The sequence below is a fragment of the Amycolatopsis sacchari genome, from assembly GCF_900114035.1.
Taxonomy (GTDB): Bacteria; Actinomycetota; Actinomycetes; order Mycobacteriales; family Pseudonocardiaceae; genus Amycolatopsis_E; species Amycolatopsis_E sacchari.
The window spans coordinates 12381-29264 of sequence record NZ_FORP01000034.1 but is presented as its reverse complement, the minus strand read 5'-3'; the positions used below and the strand labels follow the sequence as shown (position 1 = coordinate 29264).

The window sequence follows — 16884 nt, the reverse complement described above, 5'->3', positions numbered from 1 at the left end:
GCTCACCCTGAAAGCCAACCAGCCGCGCGCTGTGAGTCCGCTGAGAAGACGCACTTTCCCACTGTGCGCCGAAATCCCGTGATCCGCTCGCCGGGATCGGGCAGGCTGGGGGCATGCGCACCGCTTTCGGCGCCGGGTTCGACGTCCCGGACGGCTACCTCAACACCCCCAGCATCGGCGTCCCCCCGGCCCCCGTGGCCGACGCGGTGGCGGCGGCGGTCGAGGACTGGCGCCGCGGCGCCGCCACCCCCGGTGACTTCGACGAGCCGGTGGCGCGGTCCCGGCAGGCGTTCGGGGACCTGATCGGCGTGCCGGCCGAACGCGTCGCCATCGGGGCCGCCGTCTCGCAGCTGCTGGGCGTGGTGGCGTCCGGACTGCCGGACGGGGCGAAAGTGCTGGTCGCGGAGGGGGAGTTCACCAGCGTCACGTTCCCGTTCGCGGCGCACGCGCACCGCGGCGTCACCGTCACCGAGGCCCCGCTCGCGCAGCTGCCGGAGCGGGTGGCGGGGTACGACCTCGTCGCGGTCAGCGTGGTCCAGTCCGCCGACGGCGCGCAGCTCGACCTCGACGCGCTGCGTGCGGCGAGCGAGGCCGCGGGGGTTCCCGTGATGCTCGACGCGACGCAGGCGGTGGGCTGGCTGCCGCTGCGGCTGGACTGGGCGGACTGGGTGGTCGCGGCGGGCTACAAGTGGCTGATGTCGCCGCGCGGGGCGGCGTGGCTCGCGGTCCACCCCCGCGTGCTCGACCGCGGCGTCCCGGTCGCCGCCGGCTGGTACGCGGGGGAGGACCCGTGGCAGGCGTTGTACGGCCTGCCGGCGCGGCTCGCCGGGAGCGCGCGGCGGTACGACCTTTCGCCGGTGTGGCTCGCGCACGTCGGCGCCGCGGTTGCGTTGCCGTACCTGGCTTCGCTGGACCTGGAGTCCGTCCGGGAGCACTGCGTCGGGCTGGCCGACACCCTGCGCGTGCGCCTCGGCCTGCCGGAGGCGGGCAGCGCCATCGTCTCCTTCGACGGCGACGCCGAACGCCTCCGCGCCGCGGGCGTGGTCGCCAGCGCCCGAGCGGGCAAGGTGCGGGTGGGCTTCCACCTGTACAACACCACCGACGACCTGGACCTCGTGCTCAAGGCCGTGCGGTAGCGGTCTCCAGCAGCCGGTGCAGCCGGACGCCCGCCGCGAAGCCGGGCACCGGCGCCCCGGCCGCGAACGCGCGGTAGAGCCCGGCCACGTTCACCGCTTCCGCGGGCAGGTCCGGCTCCGGCACGTCGATCCCGCGCAGCGGGCTGATCTGCAGCTGGCCGCCGAGCGGGTCGCCGTCCGCGTCGGCGGTCAGCGTCAGGTCGCCCCGGGTGCCGGTGATCTCGATCCGCACGCGGGAGCCGCCGACCCGGCCGTCGTGCACGTGCAGTGACGCCACCGCCCCTCCGGCGAGCGTGGCGTGTGCCAGGAAGTGGTCGGGTGCGGTGACCTCGATCGAGCGGCCGGTGTCGGTGACGTGGTGCGCGCGCTGGACCGACACCGCGGCCGACAGGTCCGTGATCTCACCGCCCAGGAAGGCGATCGCGTCGAGGGTGTGCCCGCCGTACACCTCGACCAGCCCCGCTCCTGACGCGGCGTCGTAGGTGTAGGCCGTCCACTCCGGCACGACGTCCTCCGCGCCCTTGCCCCGTGCCGCGTACACCGTGATCGACGTGAGGCGCCCGAGGGAGGGCAGCAGCTCGCGGGCGCGCACGAGGGCGGGGGAGTAGCGGGCCTGCAGGCCGACGACCGTCCGCACCCCGGCGGCTTCCGCTTCCGCCGCCAGCTCCTCGGCTTCCCGGGCGGTGCGGGCCAGCGGCCACTCACAGTAGACGTCCTTGCCCGCCGCGAGTGCCGCCCGCACGAGCTCGGCGTGCGCGGGCACCCGGACGGTCACCACGACGAGGTCCACCGCCTCGGCGAGTGCCCGCGGATCGGTGAAGGCGGGCACGCCGAACGCTTCCCCCGCCCGGGCGGCGCTTTCGGCCCGGCTCGTCCCGACCGCCGCCAGCTCGTAGCCGTCCAGCCGCCGCAAGGCGGGGATGTGCGAGCGCCCGGCCCAGCCGCGGTCCGGGCTGGCGCCGAGGATCCCGACCCTGATGGTCATCGTGTCCACCTCCAGTAAACGGACTAGCTGCGTCCGTTTCAAGCCTAACCGGACCCGCCGAGTCCGTTTGCTAGGGTCGGCCCGTGGGCGCGGTGGAGCGGTTGCAGGAGGACGGGGCGCGGGCGGACGCGCGGCGGAACGTGGCGCGGCTCGTCGACGCGGCACGCGAGGCGCTGGCGGAGGTCGGCATCGAGGTCACGGCCCACGAGATCGCGCGCCGGGCCGGCGTCGGCATCGGCACGTTCTACCGCCGCCTGTCCTCGCGGGAAGCGTTGCTGGAGGCGGTGCTCACCGACCTGCTCGACGAGATGACCGCACTCGCCGAGGACGCGCTGACCGATCCGGACCCGTGGGCGGGGTTCGCGCGGTTCGCCCACGACTACGTGCGGCTGCGGGCCACGAGCTGCGGGGTGCGTGAAGCGCTCGGCGGGACCGCGCTCGACCTCGCCGCCCCGCTGGCGAGGATCCGGCGGCGGCTGCGGGAACTGGTCGAGCGCGCCCAGCGCGCCGGGGTGCTGCGGCCGGACGTCGGCTGGCGCGACGTCGCGTTCCTGCTGGCCGCCGTGCTGCCCGGCGACCACACGCTCGGCCTGGTCACGCCGAAGGGGCAGTGGCGGCGCAACCTGGGGCTGACCCTCGACGGATTGCGCCACAGGCACACGTCAGGGTGAACCGTCCGATACGGTGTTCCCTCGTGGTCGGACCGCAATACCCTCCGGGCCGTGGGGACACGGCGCCCCTGCCGCGCGTTCCCGCGCAGCCGCGGCGAGGCGCAGGCTGGCTGCTCAAGGGCGCCGGGCTGGTGGCCGTCGCCGTGGTGGCGGGGCTCGTGTGGTGGCTCGTCCAGCGCGACAGCACCCCGGCCCCGGTGGCCCAGCCGCCGGCGAAGCAGTTCTCGTTCACCCTCACCGAGGGGCCGGTCGCGTCGACCGACTGCGTGGCCAAGTCGACCGCCGACGTCAAGCGCTGGTTCGGCGAGCACGCGTGCGCCAGGCTCTCCCGAGCGCTGTACACGACGACCGCGGGCGGTGGAAACGCCCTGGTGTCGGTCGTGCTGGTCACGATGCCCGACGCGGCGCAGGCGCAGCAGCTGAAGGCGCTCGTGGACCGCGACGGCACCGGCAACGTCGTCGACCTCGTCCGCGACGGCACCGCGAAACTGCCGAACGCCCCGAAACTCGCCGACGGCAAGTACGCCTCCCGCGCCACGGGCGCGAGCGTCACGATCGTGCTGTCCGCCTTCTTCGACGGCCGGGCCGACGACGGCACGCTCGGCCGGGTCAACGCCGAGGCGCTGGATCTGGCACCGCAGCTGGGTTAGGCGCCGCCACCGCTCGCGGCAGCAGGGAACAGGCCAGTAGCGCCACCAGGAACAGTCCGGCGCCGACCAGCAGGCTCGTCGTCGTGGCCGCGGGGAAGTCGCCGTCCGCCGCGAGCCTGCCGAAGAACACCGTGCCGACGGTGGTCGGGTGCCGCGCATCAGGCGCTGACGCCGGTGGGGTGGGATTCTCACGGGCGACCACGAAGCCGCCCGAGGGCCCCGAAGCGGGTCCGGGGCTCCTCAGGCGTTCACGCCGATCAACGCCAGCGCGGCCGGGTTCTCCCCGGCGGCCTGGCGCCACCGCGTGCCGCGGCGGGCCGAGCCCAGCAGCGCGGTCAGCGCGACCTTCCGCAGGCCTTCGTCGTCCGTGCGGGCCAGCACCCCGGCCCACGCGTTCGCCGCGTCCGCCTCCGCCGTGGCCACCACGCTCTTCGCCGACGTCGCGTCCGTCACCGGCTTCGGCGTGATGTACGCGGGCTCCGGCCCGTGCGGCGTCGCACCGGCCGCGTCGAGCATCCGGACGCACGCGTCGCGCCGGTCCTGGTGCTCACCCGCCCCCTCCGCGACCCCGGCGTTGTAGTTGGCCGGCAGGAAAGCGCTCACCAGGCCGTACACCCACACCGCGGCGTGCTCGGCGTCGAGCGCCTTCTGCAGCGGGTCGACCGATTCCTCCGGCACGGAGCCCACCGGGCTGACGGTCCCGGGATCCGCACCCGGCCCGAGCCGGTCGTCCAGCTGCTGCAGCCCCGCGCACCCCGCCGCGACGGCGGCGACCAGGCCGGCCCGGTACCGCTCCATCGGCACCACCAGCGCCTCCGCCTGTCCGCGTGCGGTCGCCAGCCGCTCCTTCAGCCCCGCGAGCCCACTGCCGCCCGGGGTCTCGGCGTGCACGGGGGCCTTGGGCCGGTTGAGCCGGTCCACTTCGGCCTGCAGCGCCCGCGCGTGCGCGTCCCGCACGGTCGCGACCTGCTTGGCCAGGCTCGCTTCCGCCCCCGCACCCGACGCCAGCGCGTTCGCCGCCGCGGCGTCGGCCCTCGCCTGCTCGGCGAGCGACGCGAGCGGGTCGGGCTCGTCGGAATATCCGGTTCGGCACGCGGCGAGCGGGACGGCCAGTGCCGCCAGTGCGCTCAGCCGCAGCAGGTCGCGGCGCGTACGGGGGGTCACGTGACGCCATATTGCCAGGAGGGCGACGACCACGGGCGATGCCGGGGGCCAACCGGTTAAGCTGGTCCCTCACGACAGGGACCAAACAGGAGAGAGAGCGCCAAGGTGCCAGGAGAACTCGCCGGCAAGCTGGAGCCGATCGTGGCCGAAGCGGTGGCCGGTGCTGGTTTCGACCTCGACGCGCTCGACGTCCAGCAGGCCGGGCGCCGCAAGCTGGTGAAGGTGGTCGTCGACGCCGACGACGGCGTGGGGCTCGACGAGGTGGCCGAGGTCAGCCGCGTCGTCTCCGCCGTGCTCGACCGGCACGACCACCTCATCGCGGGCGCCTACACCCTCGAAGTCACCTCGCCCGGCGTGGACCGGCCGCTGACCACCCCGCGGCACTGGCGGCGCGCGAAGTACCGGCTCGTGCGGATCACCCCGCACGAGGGCGCCGGTTTCCTCGGCCGCGTGGGTCACGCGGGGCCCGAATCGGTCCGCGTGCTCGCCGACGGGCAGCTCCGCGACGTCCGCTACCGCGACGTGGCGAAGGCCGTCATCGAGATCGAGTTCAAGCAACCGCCGACGGAGGACCTGAAACTGCTGGAGCAAGACGCCTCGGGGATGATCGACACGACCGGGACGGAGGGAGAGCCGAAGTGAACGTGGACATCGCCGCGCTGCGCGCGATCGAGCGGGACAAGGACATCCCCTTCGAAACCGTCATCGAGGCCATCGAAACCGCGCTGCTGACGGCCTACAAGCACACCGAGGGCCACCAGCCGCACGCGCGCATCGACATCGACCGCAAGACCGGCTACGTCCGGGTGCTCGCCCACACGCTCGACGAGAACGGCGAGGTGGACGAGGAGTGGGACGACACGCCGGAGGGGTTCGGCCGCATCGCCGCCACCACCGCGCGCCAGGTCATCCTGCAGCGGCTGCGCGACGCCGAGCACGAGAAGACCTACGGCGAGTTCTCCGCCAAGGAGGGCGAGATCGTCGCGGGCGTCATCCAGCGTGACGCCCGCGCGAACGCGCGGGGCATGGTGATCGTGCAGGTGGGCGACACCGAGGGCGTGCTGCCCCCGGCCGAGCAGGTGCCCGGCGAGTCCTACCAGCACGGCAGCAGGCTCAAGGCGTACGTGGTGGGCGTGTCCCGCGGCAGCCGTGGCCCGCAGATCACCCTGTCCCGGACGCACCCGAACCTCGTGCGCAAGCTGTTCGCGCTGGAGGTGCCCGAGATCGCCGACGGCACGGTCGAGATCGCCGCGGTCGCCCGCGAGGCCGGGCACCGTTCGAAGATCGCCGTGAAGTCCACGGTGCCGGGCGTCAACGCCAAGGGCGCGTGCATCGGGCCCGTCGGCGCCCGCGTGCGCAACGTGATGAGCGAGCTGGCCGGGGAGAAGATCGACATCATCGACTACTCCGAGGATCCGGCTCGCTTCGTCGGGAATGCGCTGTCGCCCGCGAAGGTTGTCTCCGTACAGGTGGTGGACGAGCGCGCGAAGACGGCCCGCGTGGTGGTGCCCGATTTCCAGCTGTCCCTCGCCATCGGCAAGGAAGGGCAGAACGCCCGGCTGGCCGCGAGGCTGACCGGGTGGCGCATCGACATCCGCAGCGACGCCGCGGGAAGTGAGCAGGATGACACCCCGCGCGCCGCGACAACCGGTTCGGCTGAGTGACAGGCCAGGGGCTAAACTCGAACATGGTTGAGAGCCCGCGTTCGGGTAACGCGCGCGACGGACACCGGGAGGCACCGGTCCGGACGTGCGTGGGCTGCCGGAAGCGGGCTTCGGTCGGTGAGCTGCTGCGAGTGGTCGCGGCGGACGGGCACGTGGTCGTCGACGAACGTCGGCGGCTGCCGGGCCGGGGTGCGTGGCTGCACCCCGAACCGGGTTGCCTGGCCAAAGCCGGGCGGCGGCGGGCGTTTCCCAGAGCGTTACGAAGTTCTGGGACACTCGACGACGCACCGGTGCGGCGCTACCTCGAGCGGCACGCCGGTTGAGCGGGCCGGGGACCTTCCCCGGGCCGAACGGAAACGAAGGAAGCAGGTCGACCCGTCATGAGTCAGCCGTGAAGCTGAAGCCATGAACGCGCGACGATAGGACGAGGTCAGCGGGTCCCTTACCGCCAGCTGGCCTCATCAGTTGAGGAGAGCAGTGGCAGGCAAGGCCCGCGTGCACGAGCTGGCGAAAGAGCTCGGTGTCACCAGTAAGGAAGTTCTCGCCAAGCTCAAGGAGCAGGGCGAGTTCGTGAAGTCCGCGTCTTCGACCGTCGAGGCACCCGTTGCCCGCCGGCTGAGGGACGCGTTCACCGCCGGCGGCGGAAAGCCCGGCGGCAAGTCCGGCGGCCGCAAGCCGGTGCCGGGTCCGTCGAACGGCAACGGCGGCGCTCCCGCGCCCGCCAGGACCCCGGAGTCCCAGGACCGGCCGCGGCCCACCGCGGTACCCGGTCCGCGTCCCGGCCCCCGGCCCCCGGCGCAGCAGCAGCCGCAGACCCCCCAGCAGCCGCAGCAGCAACAGCCGCGTCCGCAGCAGCAGCCGCAGGTGCCCGCCGCGAAGGCGGAGCCGAAGCCGCAGCAGCCGGGCCCGCGGCCCGGTGGTGCGCCCGCGCAGGGCGGCGGCAGCTCGGTGGTGCCCCCCAAGCCGCAGGGCCCCAAGCCCGGCGGTCCCAAGCCCGGTCCGCGCACCCCGCGGGTCGGCAACAACCCCTTCGGTGTCGGTTCCGGCGCGCCCGCGCCGCGTCCCGCGCCGCCGCGTCCCGGTGGCGGGGCAGGCGGTGACCGCGGCCCGCGGCCCGGTGGCGAGCGTCCGGCCGAGCGTGCCGGCGGCGACCGGCCGGCCCCCGGGCCCCGTCCCGGCGGCGGCAACCGGCCGAGCCCCGGCAACATGCCGCCGCGCCCGAACCCGGGCATGATGCCCGGCCGCACGCAGCGTCCCGCCGGTCCCGGCGCGGGCCGTGGCGGTCCTGGCGGTGGCCGTGGTGGCGCCGGTGCGGGCCGTGGTGGTCCCGGTGGCGCCGGCCGTCCCGGTGGCGGTGGCGGCGGTGGTTACCGCGGCGGCGGTGCCGGTGCCGGTGGCGGCGGCTTCCGCGGCGGCCCCGGTGGCGGTGCGCCCGCCGGCGGTGGCGGTTTCCGCGGTGGCGGCGGTGGCCGTGGCGGCGGTGGCCGCGGCGGTACGGCCGGTGCCTTCGGCCGCCCCGGTGGTCCCTCGCGCAAGGGCCGCAAGTCGAAGCGGCAGAAGCGCCAGGAGTACATGGACAACATGCAGGCGCCCAGCGTCGGCGGTGTGCGGCTGCCCAAGGGCAGCGGCGAGACGATCCGCCTGCCGCGCGGTGCCTCGCTGACCGACTTCGCGGAGAAGATCGACGCGAACCCGGCTTCGCTGGTGCAGGTGCTGTTCCACCTCGGCGAGATGGTGACGGCCACGCAGTCGGTGTCCGACGAGATCCTCGAGCTGCTCGGCTCGGAGATGAACTACAACGTGCAGGTCGTGTCGCCGGAGGAGGAGGACCGCGAGCTGCTCGAGTCCTTCGACATCACCTACGGCGAGGACGAGGGCGGCGAGGAGGACCTCCAGGTCCGGCCGCCGGTCGTGACCGTCATGGGTCACGTCGACCACGGTAAGACGCGACTGCTGGACACCATCCGCAAGACGCGGGTGCGCGAGACCGAGGCGGGTGGCATCACCCAGCACATCGGCGCGTACCAGGTCGAGACGGAGCTGGAAGGCAACAAGCGCCTGATCACCTTCATCGACACCCCGGGTCACGAGGCGTTCACCGCCATGCGTGCCCGTGGTGCGCAGTCGACGGACATCGCGGTCATCGTGGTCGCCGCCGACGACGGCGTCATGCCGCAGACGGTGGAGGCGATCAACCACGCCCAGGCGGCGAAGGTGCCGATCGTGGTCGCGGTCAACAAGATCGACAAGGAAGGCGCGAACCCGCAGAAGATCCGCCAGCAGCTGACCGAGTACGGCCTCGTGGCCGAGGAGTACGGCGGCGACACCATGTTCGTCGACATCTCCGCCCGCGAGAACATCAACATCGAGCAGCTGCTCGAGGCGATCCTGCTGACCGCGGACGCGACGCTGGACCTGCGGGCCAACCCGGACATGCCGGCCCAGGGTGTCGCCATCGAGGCGCACCTGGACCGCGGCCGCGGTCCGGTGGCCACGGTGCTGGTGCAGCGCGGCACGCTGCGGATCGGGGACTCGGTCGTGGCGGGCGACGCCTACGGCCGCGTGCGCCGGATGGTCGACGAGTACAACGAGGACGTCACGGAGGCGCTGCCTTCGCGGCCGGTCCAGGTCATCGGGTTCACCTCGGTGCCGGGCGCCGGTGACACGTTCCTGGTCGTCGAGGAGGACCGCGTCGCGCGGCAGATCGCCGAGCGCCGCCAGGCCCGGTTGCGCAACGCGCAGAACGCGGCCAAGCGGAAGCGCGTCAGCCTGGAGGACCTGGACTCCGCGCTGAAGGAGACCTCGACCCTCAACCTGATCATCAAGGGTGACAACTCGGGTACCGTCGAGGCGCTCGAGGCGGCCCTGGTGCAGCTGGACGTGGGTGACGAGGTCGAGCTCAACGTGGTCCACCGCGGTGTCGGTGGCGTGACCGAGTCCGACATCGACCTGGCGACGGCGTCCGACGCGATCGTGCTCGGGTTCAACGTGCGGGCACAGGGCAAGGCGACCGAGCGGGCCACCCGCGAGGGCGTCGACGTCCGGTACTACACGGTGATCTACCAGGCGATCGAGGAGATCGAGCAGGCTCTGAAGGGCATGCTCAAGCCGGAGTACGAAGAGGTCGAGCTCGGCAAGGCGGAGGTGCGCGAGGTCTTCAAGTCCTCGAAGTTCGGCACCATCGCCGGGTGCCTGGTCACCTCGGGCGAGATCCGGCGCAACGCCAGGGCGCGGTTGCTGCGGGACGATGTGGTCATCGCCGAGAACCTGCCGGTCAGCTCGCTGCGGCGGTTCAAGGACGACGTGGTCGAGGTGCGCGAGGGCTACGAGTGCGGTCTGACGCTCGGGTCGTACAGCGACATCAAGGTCGGCGACGTGGTCGAGACCTACGAGCAGCGCGAGAAGCCGCGCGTCTGAAGTCGCGAGTGAGCCGGGGCCGGTCCTGCGGGACCGGCCCCGGCCCTGCCCACGAGGAGCCCGTTGTACGTCGGTGCGTGTGAGTTCGACCTGTTGCTGGGCGACGTCCGGTCGCTGAAGCAGAAGCGCTCGGTCGTGCGGCCGCTGGTCGCCGAGCTGCGCAAGCGGTTCGAGGTGTCGGTGGCCGAGGCCGGGCACCTGGACCTGCACCGCCGCGCCCTGATCGGGGTCGCGGTGGTGGCGGCGGACGGGGAGCACGTCCGCGACGTGCTCGACGAGTGCGAGCGGGCGGTCGCGGGCAGGCCGGAACTGGAGCTGTTGTCCGCGCGCCGCCGGCTGCTCGGACCGGAAGACTAGGAAGTAGGGGAGATGTGATGGCCGATCCGGCGCGTGCGCGGAGGCTGTCCAAGCGGATCTCGCAGATCGTGGCCTCGGCCATCGAGCACGAGATCAAGGATCCGCGGCTGACTTACGTGACGATCACCGACACCCGCGTCACCGCGGACCTGCACGACGCGACGGTGTACTACACGGTGCTGGGCGAAAGCCTCGACGCCGCACCGGATTTCGCGGGTGCGGCGGCGGCGCTGGAGTCGGCGCGCGGGGTGCTGCGGACGAAGGTCGGGCAGGGCACGGGCGTGCGGTTCACGCCGACGCTGACGTTCGTCGCCGACACCGTGCCGGACACGGCGCGGCACATCGAGGAGGTGCTGGCGAAGGCCCGCGAGGCCGACGCCGAGGTGGCGCGCCGTTCGGCGGGCGCCCAGCACGCCGGCGACCCGGACCCGTACAAGGCGCCGCGCGAGGACGACGAGGACGACGAGGACTGAGGTCCTTTTCGGAAGCGGGCCACCCTTCGCGGGCGGCCCGCTTTTTCACGCCTTGCGGGCGACGATCAGGTCGCGCTGGATGGCCTGGTCGACGCGGTGCGCGAAGTCCGGCAGCTCGCGGACGTCGAGCCCGGCGTCGGTGAGGATCCCGGCCACCTCGTCCCGTTTGGCCACGTGCGTGTTCCACGAGATGCCGAGCGCGCCGCCGGGCCGCAGGGTGCGCACCCACGCGGGGACCGCGGACTCCAGCAGCTCCAGGGGGTTGCGCGAGAGGTCCTCGGGGCGGTGGCTGCCGTGCTGCACCCCGTACGGCGCGTCCGTCACGATCGCGTCCACGGAACCGGTCTTGAGCAGTCCGGCGGCGGTCACGGTGTCGCAGTTGTAGTACGTGATCCGCCGGACGTCACCGGCCTTGTACTGCTCCTTCGTGAGCCCGAAGCCCAGCTCCAGCCGCTGCCCGAGCTTGACCTTGTTGCGGCGCAACTGCCCGGACTCCGCGGTGTGCTTGATCCGCCGGCCGCGCAGCCAGGTCTTGATGAAGTGCTCGTAGGCCTCGAAATCGCGCTTGTCGAGTTCGAACCCGGTGGCGTCGAGGCCGTAGTTCATCGCCTGGTTCAGCGTGGTTCCCCGGCCGCACAACGGGTCCAGCACGTGCAGGGGGCCGTGCAGGAACGCGGTGGGGTCCGTTGTGGACAGCAGCGTCACGTTCAGCAGGAGCTTGGTGAACAGCTCGTTCGTCTTGCCGGGGTACTTCTGGATCGTCAGCAGGTCCGAGCCGAACCGGTCGAGCGGGGTGACCTCGACCGGGCGCAGCAGGCCGTCGGTGAGTTCGAACAGGGCGTAGAGCGCCGAGAGGTTCGACAGCAGCGCGATGTCCTCTTCGGACAGCCGCTCGGCGGTGGAGAAGGTCACGTAGGTGACGCCGCCGAGCCGCCGCTCGCCGACTTCTTCCGGCGGCGTGCTCAGCGCCTCGCCGAACACGGCCAGCTCGGCCCGCAGCAGGCCGGCGGAGGCGTCGGCGTACACGCGGTTGGCCGAGGGGTAGAGGAGGATCCCGTAGTCGAACATCGCAGAGAAGGGTACTGCCCTGTTGAGGGTGGCGGTGGCTGCCGGGTGGGCCTAGCTTGCGGTCATGAGCCTTTCCTCGCCGCTCGACCTGCTCCGTGCCGCGACCGACGTCACGCTGCTCGCCCACGTCCGCCCGGATGCCGACGCACTCGGCAGCGCACTGGCCCTCGGCCGGGCGCTGCGGCAGCGGGGCGCGGTGGTGCGGGTGGCGTTCGCGCTCCCCGACGAGGTCCCGGAGAGCCTGCGCGGCCTCGACGTGGGCGGGCTCGTGGTGCCCGCCGCGGAGGTCCCGGCGAGCAGCCCGCTGCTGATCTGCTGCGACACCCCGGTGCCCGCGCGGCTGGGGTCCCTCGCCGACCGCGTCGAGGCGACGAAGGCCGCCGGGGGAGCGGTGCTGGTGGTGGACCACCACGCGTCCAACACCCGCTACGGCACGCACCACGTGGTGGACGAGACGGCGGAGGCGACGGCGGTGCTCGTGCTGGACCTGCTGGACCAGCTGGGCGTCGAGCTGGACGAGCCGATCGCGCGGTGCCTGTACGCGGGCCTGATGACGGACACGAGCGGTTTCCGCCGCGCGAAGCCGTCTACGCACCGGGCGGCCGCACGGCTGGTCGAAGCGGGCGTGGACCCGGACCGGCTGACCCGCGAGGTGGTGGACGACCACCCGTTCGCGTGGCTGCCCATGCTGTCGGCGGCGCTGGGCACGGCGAGGCTGGAGCCGGAGGCGGCGCAGGGGTACGGCCTGGTGTCGGCGTTCGTCACGCTGGAGGCCGCGGCGGGGGTGCGGCTGGAGGAGGTCGAAGGCGTGGTGGATGTCGTGCGCGGTGTCCGGGAGGCCGAGGTGGCGGCCGTGTTCAAGCAGCAGGCACCGGACGAGTGGACGGTCTCGCTGCGCGCGGTCGGCAAGATCGACGTCTCGGTGGCGGCCCGCACCCTCGGCGGAGGCGGCCACCGCCTCGCGGCGGGCTGCACGGTGCACGGCTCAGCGGACGAGGTACTCACCGCGGTGCGCAACGCGCTGGCGACGGCCCCGCTGCTGTAGGGGTTGGGGCGGCGGTTTCGCGGGCGGCAGCCCGGGAACTTGCCGCTCGCCGTCCGCCGCTCGCCGTCCGCCGCCGCTCCGCGGTGGGCCTGCGCGCTCGCCCCCGCAGCCATCCCGCCGAACCCGACCGGGCCTCCGCGCCCCGCTCCGCAGTGCGCCCCGCCCTCGCGCCGCACCGATGGCACCCCCGCCCCGTTTCGCGGGGCCCTGGCAGGCGGCCGCCGCTGCCCCACAGCGCGCCGCGCTCGCGCCGCCGCCCCGTGTCGGGGCGGCGCCAGGCGGCCGCTCCGCCAACTGCGCCGTGCCCTCGCGTCCCGCAGCGATCGGGGCTCCGCGCCCCCGCTCCGCGGTCCGCCCCGCCCCGCTTCGCGCCGCCCCGCTTCGCGCCGCCCCGCTTCGCGCCGCCCCGCTTCGCGCCGCCCCGCTTCGCGCCGCCGCTGCGCGCCGCCGCTGCGCGCCGCCGCTGCGCGCCGCCGCTTCGCGCCGCGCCGCCGCTGCGCGCCGCCGCCGCTGCGCGCCGCGCCGCCGCAACCCCCACCCCGGCCACCGCCCCTCCCGGGGAACGCCGGTTAACCTGCCTCATGTGCGCATGACGGCGGAGCGGGTGCCCGCGAAGAAGGTGTTCGGGCTCGCGATTCCCGCGCTCGGGGTGCTCGCGGCGGAGCCGTTGTACGTCCTCGTCGATACGGCCGTTGTGGGGCACCTTGGCGCCCTGCCGCTCGCCGGGCTGGCGCTCGGCGGCGTCGTGCTGTCGCAGATCTCCACGCAGCTGACGTTCCTCTCCTACGGCACCACCTCGCGCACCGCCCGCCTGCACGGCGCCGGCCGTCGCGCGGAGGCGGTCAGCGAGGGCGTCCAGGCGACGTGGCTCGCGCTCGCCGTCGGGGTCGTGCTGCTCGTCGCCGGGCAGTTGCTCGCCGGGCCGATCGCCCGCGCCCTCTCCGGCAGTGACGACATCGCCGCCGAGGCCGTCTCCTGGTTGCGGATCGCGCTGTGCGGGGCGCCGCTGATCCTCGTCACGATGGCGGGCAACGGCTGGATGCGCGGTGTGCAGGACACCGTCCGCCCGCTGCGTTTCGTGTTGCTGGGCAACGGGATTTCCGCCGTCCTGTGTCCCGTGCTCGTCTACGCCGCCGACTGGGGGCTCGAAGGCTCCGCCGTCGCGAACGTCGTGGCCCAGCTGATTTCCGCGAGCCTCTTCCTGCGGGCGCTGTTCGTCGAGAAGGCGCCGCTGCGACCGCATCCCGCCGTGATGCGTGCCCAGCTGACCCTGGGCCGCGACCTGGTGCTGCGCAGCCTCGCGTTCCAGGCCTGCTTCGTCTCGGCCGCCGCCGTCGCGGCCCGCACGTCCACCGCCGCCGTCGGAGCGCACCAGATCGTGCTGCAGCTGTGGACGTTCCTGTCCCTCGTGCTCGACTCGGTCGCGATCGCCGCGCAGTCGCTCGTCGGGGCCGCGCTCGGCGGCGGGGCGCGGCGGCAGGCGCAGGGCGTCGCCGGGCAGATCACCGCCTACGGGCTGCTGCTGGGCTGCGTGCTGTGCGGCCTGTTCGCGGCCCTGTCCCAGGTGCTGCCGCACGCCTTCACCGCCGACCCCGGCGTACTGGGCGAAATCCCGCACGCGTGGTGGTTCTTCGTCGCGCTCCAGCCGATCGCGGGCGTCGTGTTCGCGCTCGACGGCGTGCTGCTGGGGGCGGGGGACGCGGCGTTCCTGCGCACCGCGACGCTCGGCAGCGCCGCACTCGGGTTCCTGCCGCTGATCTGGATCTCGCTCGCGCTCGGCTGGGGCCTGACCGGCATCTGGACCGGGCTGTCCCTGTTCATGGTGCTGCGGCTGGCGGCCGTCGTCGCGCGGTGGCGGTCGGGCCGCTGGGCGGTCGTCGGCGCAGTGCGTTAGGCCATGTGGCCGAGAACACCGTTATTTCCGGTAAGTATTTCTGTTGCGTAGTCGATACAAACAATGGTTGTACCCCGACTTCGCATCAGGAGGCTTTCTTCGTGCCGCCCCAGCAGGCACCCGTGATCGGCAAGGCCAGCCGCCGGTCCTGGCTCATCTGGTTCACCGCAGCTCTCGTCTACCTCCTCTCCGTCTTCCACCGCACCTCCTTCGGGGTGGCGGGACTGGAAGCCGCCGACCGCTTCGGCGTCGGCGCCGCCGCACTCGGCACCTTCACCGTCCTGCAGGTCGGCGTCTACGCCGCGATGCAGATCCCCACCGGCGTCCTCGTCGACCGCCACGGCCCGCGCAAGGTCCTCGTCGCCGCACTGCTGTTCCTCGGCCTCGGCCAGATCCTGCTCGCCGTGGCGCACTCCTACGGCCTCGGCCTGCTCGCGCGCGGCGTCCTCGGCTTCGGCGACGCCCTCACGTTCGTCAGCGTCCTGCGGCTGATCGCCGCCCACTTCCCGGGCCGCCAGTACGCCGTGGTCACGTCCTTCACCACCGCCATCGGGTTCGTCGGCAACCTCGCCGCGACCGTCCCGCTGACGCTGCTGCTCGCCGGCCCCGGCTGGCTGCCGACGTTCCTCGTCGCCGGCCTCGTGACGACGCTGTACGCGACCGTCGTCGCCGCGCGGGTCCGCGACACGCCGCAGGGCCACGCCGCGAAGACCGCGCGTGTCGACCGCCGTGAGCTGCTGCGCCAGGTCCGCACCGCTTGGCGCGTGCCCGGTACCCGCCTGGGTTTCTGGGTGCACTTCACGACGATGTTCGCGCCCAACGTGCTGACCCTGCTGTGGGGCGTGCCGTTCCTCGTGCAGGGCCAGGGTCTCGCCCCGGCGACGGCCAGCGCGCTGCTGACCGTGTTCGTGTTCGGCTCGATGCTCGGCGGGCCGCTGACCGGTGCCCTCATCGGGGCACGGCCGGGCCTGCGCATGCCGCTCGTCGTCGGCTACCTGGCGGGCGCCGCGCTGGTGTGGGCGCTGCTGCTCGGCTGGCCCGGCACGATCCCGGTGGCGGTGCTGGTGCCGTGCTTCGCGTTCCTGTCGCTGGGCGGCCCGGCGTCGATGATCGCCTTCGCGTTGGCCCGCGACTACAACCCGCTGCACCGCGTCGGCACGGCGACCGGCGTCGTCAACGTCGGCGGCTTCGTCGCGACGACGATCACCGCGCTCGCGGTGGGCGTGCTGCTGCAGCTGAGCGGGAACTTCCGCGTCGCGCTGCTGGCCGTCGTGGTCGTGCTCGCGCTGGGCACGTTCCGCACGCTGGTGTGGTGGCGCCGGGCGCGCGCGGCGCTGTTCGCGGCGCAGGCGCGGGGTGAGCAGGTGCCGGTGCAGGTGCGGCGCCGGCTGTGGGACGTCCAGGAGGACCGCCAGGTCCCCGCCGCCGCGTGAGCGTCGACGGATAGGGTTTCTCGTCGTGCCACCGAAGTCCCCGCCTCCGCCGCCCGGTCTGCTCGTCGTCGACAAGCCGCCGGGGATGACGTCGCACGACGTCGTCGCCCGCGTCCGCCGCATCATGGGCACCCGCAAGGTCGGGCACGCCGGCACGCTCGACCCGATGGCCACCGGCGTGCTGGTGCTGGGCATCGAACGCGCCACGAAACTGCTCGGCCACCTGGCGCTGGACCGCAAGACCTACCTGGCGACGCTGTCGCTGGGCAGTGCCACCACGACGGACGACGCCGAGGGCGAGGTGCTGTCCACAGCGGACACCGGCGCGGTCACCGACGAGGAGATCGCCGCCGGGATCGCCGCTCTCACCGGGGAAATCGAGCAGGTGCCCAGCGCGGTGAGCGCGGTCAAGGTGTCCGGCAAGCGGGCCTACGCCCGGGTGCGCGCGGGCGAGGAGGTCGCGCTGCCGCCCCGCAAGGTGACGGTGTACCGGTTCGACCTGCTCGCCACGCGCCGCGAGGCCGACCGCATCGAGCTGGACGCCGTCGTCGAGTGCTCCTCGGGTACCTACGTCCGGGCGCTCGCGCGGGACCTCGGCGCCGCGCTCGGCGTCGGCGGGCACCTCGCCGCGCTGCGGCGCACCACCGTCGGCCCGTTCACCCTCGCCACCGCGCGCACCCTGGAGCAGCTGGAGGAGAAGCCGGAGCTGACCCACGACCTCAGCGAGGCCGTGGCGAAAGCGTTCCCGCGTTACGACGTGGACGCGGCGACGGCGAAGGCCGTCCGGTACGGGCAGCAGGTCCGGGCGTCGGGCATCGAGGGCACCTACGGCGTCTTCGGCCCGGACGGCCGCGTGCTCGCGCTCGCCGTCGACGCGGGCGGCGTGGCCCGTTCCGTGGTGGTGCTGGAACCGGCCTAGATCGCGCG

Annotated in this window: 16 protein-coding genes; 13 read left to right on the top strand and 3 right to left on the bottom strand. The window is 73.5% G+C overall.

All coding sequences use genetic code 11. The features are described from left to right. Positions 1–113 precede the first annotated feature (113 nt). A complete protein-coding gene (locus BMZ92_RS33385; RefSeq protein WP_091516005.1) occupies positions 114–1136 on the top strand; it encodes an aminotransferase class V-fold PLP-dependent enzyme in 1023 nt (340 codons plus the stop codon). On the opposite strand, the gene BMZ92_RS33380 is transcribed toward BMZ92_RS33385, so the two are convergent. Beyond that, positions 1120–2121, bottom strand: coding sequence for a Gfo/Idh/MocA family protein (locus BMZ92_RS33380; protein ID WP_091516002.1), 1002 nt, complete (start codon positions 2119–2121; stop codon positions 1120–1122). The genes BMZ92_RS33385 and BMZ92_RS33380 overlap by 17 nt on opposite strands. Positions 2122–2204: 83 nt before the next feature. On the opposite strand from BMZ92_RS33380, the gene BMZ92_RS33375 reads away from it, so the two are divergent. Together BMZ92_RS33375 and BMZ92_RS33370 are read left to right on the top strand one after the other, a co-directional pair. After that, positions 2205–2792: a TetR/AcrR family transcriptional regulator gene (locus BMZ92_RS33375; protein ID WP_091515999.1), complete on the top strand. Its 588-nt coding sequence runs from the start codon at positions 2205–2207 to the stop codon at positions 2790–2792. 23 nt (positions 2793–2815) lie between these two features. After that, positions 2816–3442 carry a hypothetical protein gene (locus BMZ92_RS33370; RefSeq protein ID WP_091515996.1) on the top strand — a complete coding sequence of 209 codons (627 nt, stop codon included), beginning with the start codon at positions 2816–2818 and terminating at the stop codon, positions 3440–3442. 240 nt (positions 3443–3682) lie between these two features. On the opposite strand, the gene BMZ92_RS33365 is transcribed toward BMZ92_RS33370, so the two are convergent. Further along, entirely contained in the window at positions 3683–4606 is a 924-nt protein-coding gene (locus BMZ92_RS33365; protein ID WP_091515993.1) for a ferritin-like domain-containing protein, read from the bottom strand. Positions 4607–4711: 105 nt separating this feature from the next. Between BMZ92_RS33365 and rimP the strand changes: the two genes are divergently transcribed. The 6 genes from rimP (at position 4712) to rbfA (ending at position 10517) form a co-directional block, all read left to right on the top strand. Next, positions 4712–5248 carry a ribosome maturation factor RimP gene (gene rimP, locus BMZ92_RS33360; RefSeq protein ID WP_091515990.1) on the top strand — a complete coding sequence of 179 codons (537 nt, stop codon included), beginning with the start codon at positions 4712–4714 and terminating at the stop codon, positions 5246–5248. Beyond that, complete coding sequence (gene nusA / locus BMZ92_RS33355) at positions 5245–6270, top strand: transcription termination factor NusA (protein ID WP_091515989.1); 1026 nt, start codon at positions 5245–5247, stop codon at positions 6268–6270. The genes rimP and nusA overlap by 4 nt, the downstream gene beginning before the upstream one ends. 23 nt (positions 6271–6293) lie before the next feature. Further along, positions 6294–6593 carry a YlxR family protein gene (locus BMZ92_RS33350; protein WP_091515986.1) on the top strand — a complete coding sequence of 100 codons (300 nt, stop codon included), beginning with the start codon at positions 6294–6296 and terminating at the stop codon, positions 6591–6593. A gap of 154 nt (positions 6594–6747) precedes the next feature. After that, positions 6748–9687, top strand: a complete 2940-nt coding sequence (gene infB / locus BMZ92_RS33345) for a translation initiation factor IF-2 (RefSeq protein WP_091515984.1) — start codon at positions 6748–6750, stop codon at positions 9685–9687. Between the two features lie 63 nt (positions 9688–9750). Then, complete coding sequence (locus BMZ92_RS33340) at positions 9751–10044, top strand: DUF503 domain-containing protein (protein WP_091515982.1); 294 nt, start codon at positions 9751–9753, stop codon at positions 10042–10044. A 17-nt stretch (positions 10045–10061) separates the two neighbouring features. Next, positions 10062–10517 carry a 30S ribosome-binding factor RbfA gene (gene rbfA, locus BMZ92_RS33335; RefSeq protein WP_091515979.1) on the top strand — a complete coding sequence of 152 codons (456 nt, stop codon included), beginning with the start codon at positions 10062–10064 and terminating at the stop codon, positions 10515–10517. Between the two features lie 45 nt (positions 10518–10562). Here the strand turns inward: rbfA and BMZ92_RS33330 are convergent, their stop codons facing one another. Further along, positions 10563–11585, bottom strand: coding sequence for a TRM11 family SAM-dependent methyltransferase (locus BMZ92_RS33330; protein WP_091515978.1), 1023 nt, complete (start codon positions 11583–11585; stop codon positions 10563–10565). A gap of 64 nt (positions 11586–11649) precedes the next feature. Here BMZ92_RS33330 and BMZ92_RS33325 point away from each other — a divergent pair, with 64 nt between their 5' ends. The 4 genes from BMZ92_RS33325 to truB all read left to right on the top strand — a co-directional run bounded on the left by BMZ92_RS33325 (position 11650) and on the right by truB (position 16876). Then, positions 11650–12630, top strand: a complete 981-nt coding sequence (locus BMZ92_RS33325; protein WP_091515975.1) for a DHH family phosphoesterase — start codon at positions 11650–11652, stop codon at positions 12628–12630. Between the two features lie 589 nt (positions 12631–13219). Further along, complete coding sequence (locus tag BMZ92_RS33320) at positions 13220–14524, top strand: MATE family efflux transporter (RefSeq protein ID WP_091515973.1); 1305 nt, start codon at positions 13220–13222, stop codon at positions 14522–14524. A 122-nt stretch (positions 14525–14646) separates the two neighbouring features. Further along, positions 14647–15957: an MFS transporter gene (locus tag BMZ92_RS33315; protein WP_091516064.1), complete on the top strand. Its 1311-nt coding sequence runs from the start codon at positions 14647–14649 to the stop codon at positions 15955–15957. Positions 15958–15982: 25 nt separating this feature from the next. Further along, positions 15983–16876 carry a tRNA pseudouridine(55) synthase TruB gene (gene truB / locus BMZ92_RS33310; RefSeq protein ID WP_281245246.1) on the top strand — a complete coding sequence of 298 codons (894 nt, stop codon included), beginning with the start codon at positions 15983–15985 and terminating at the stop codon, positions 16874–16876. Positions 16877–16884 lie beyond the last annotated feature (8 nt).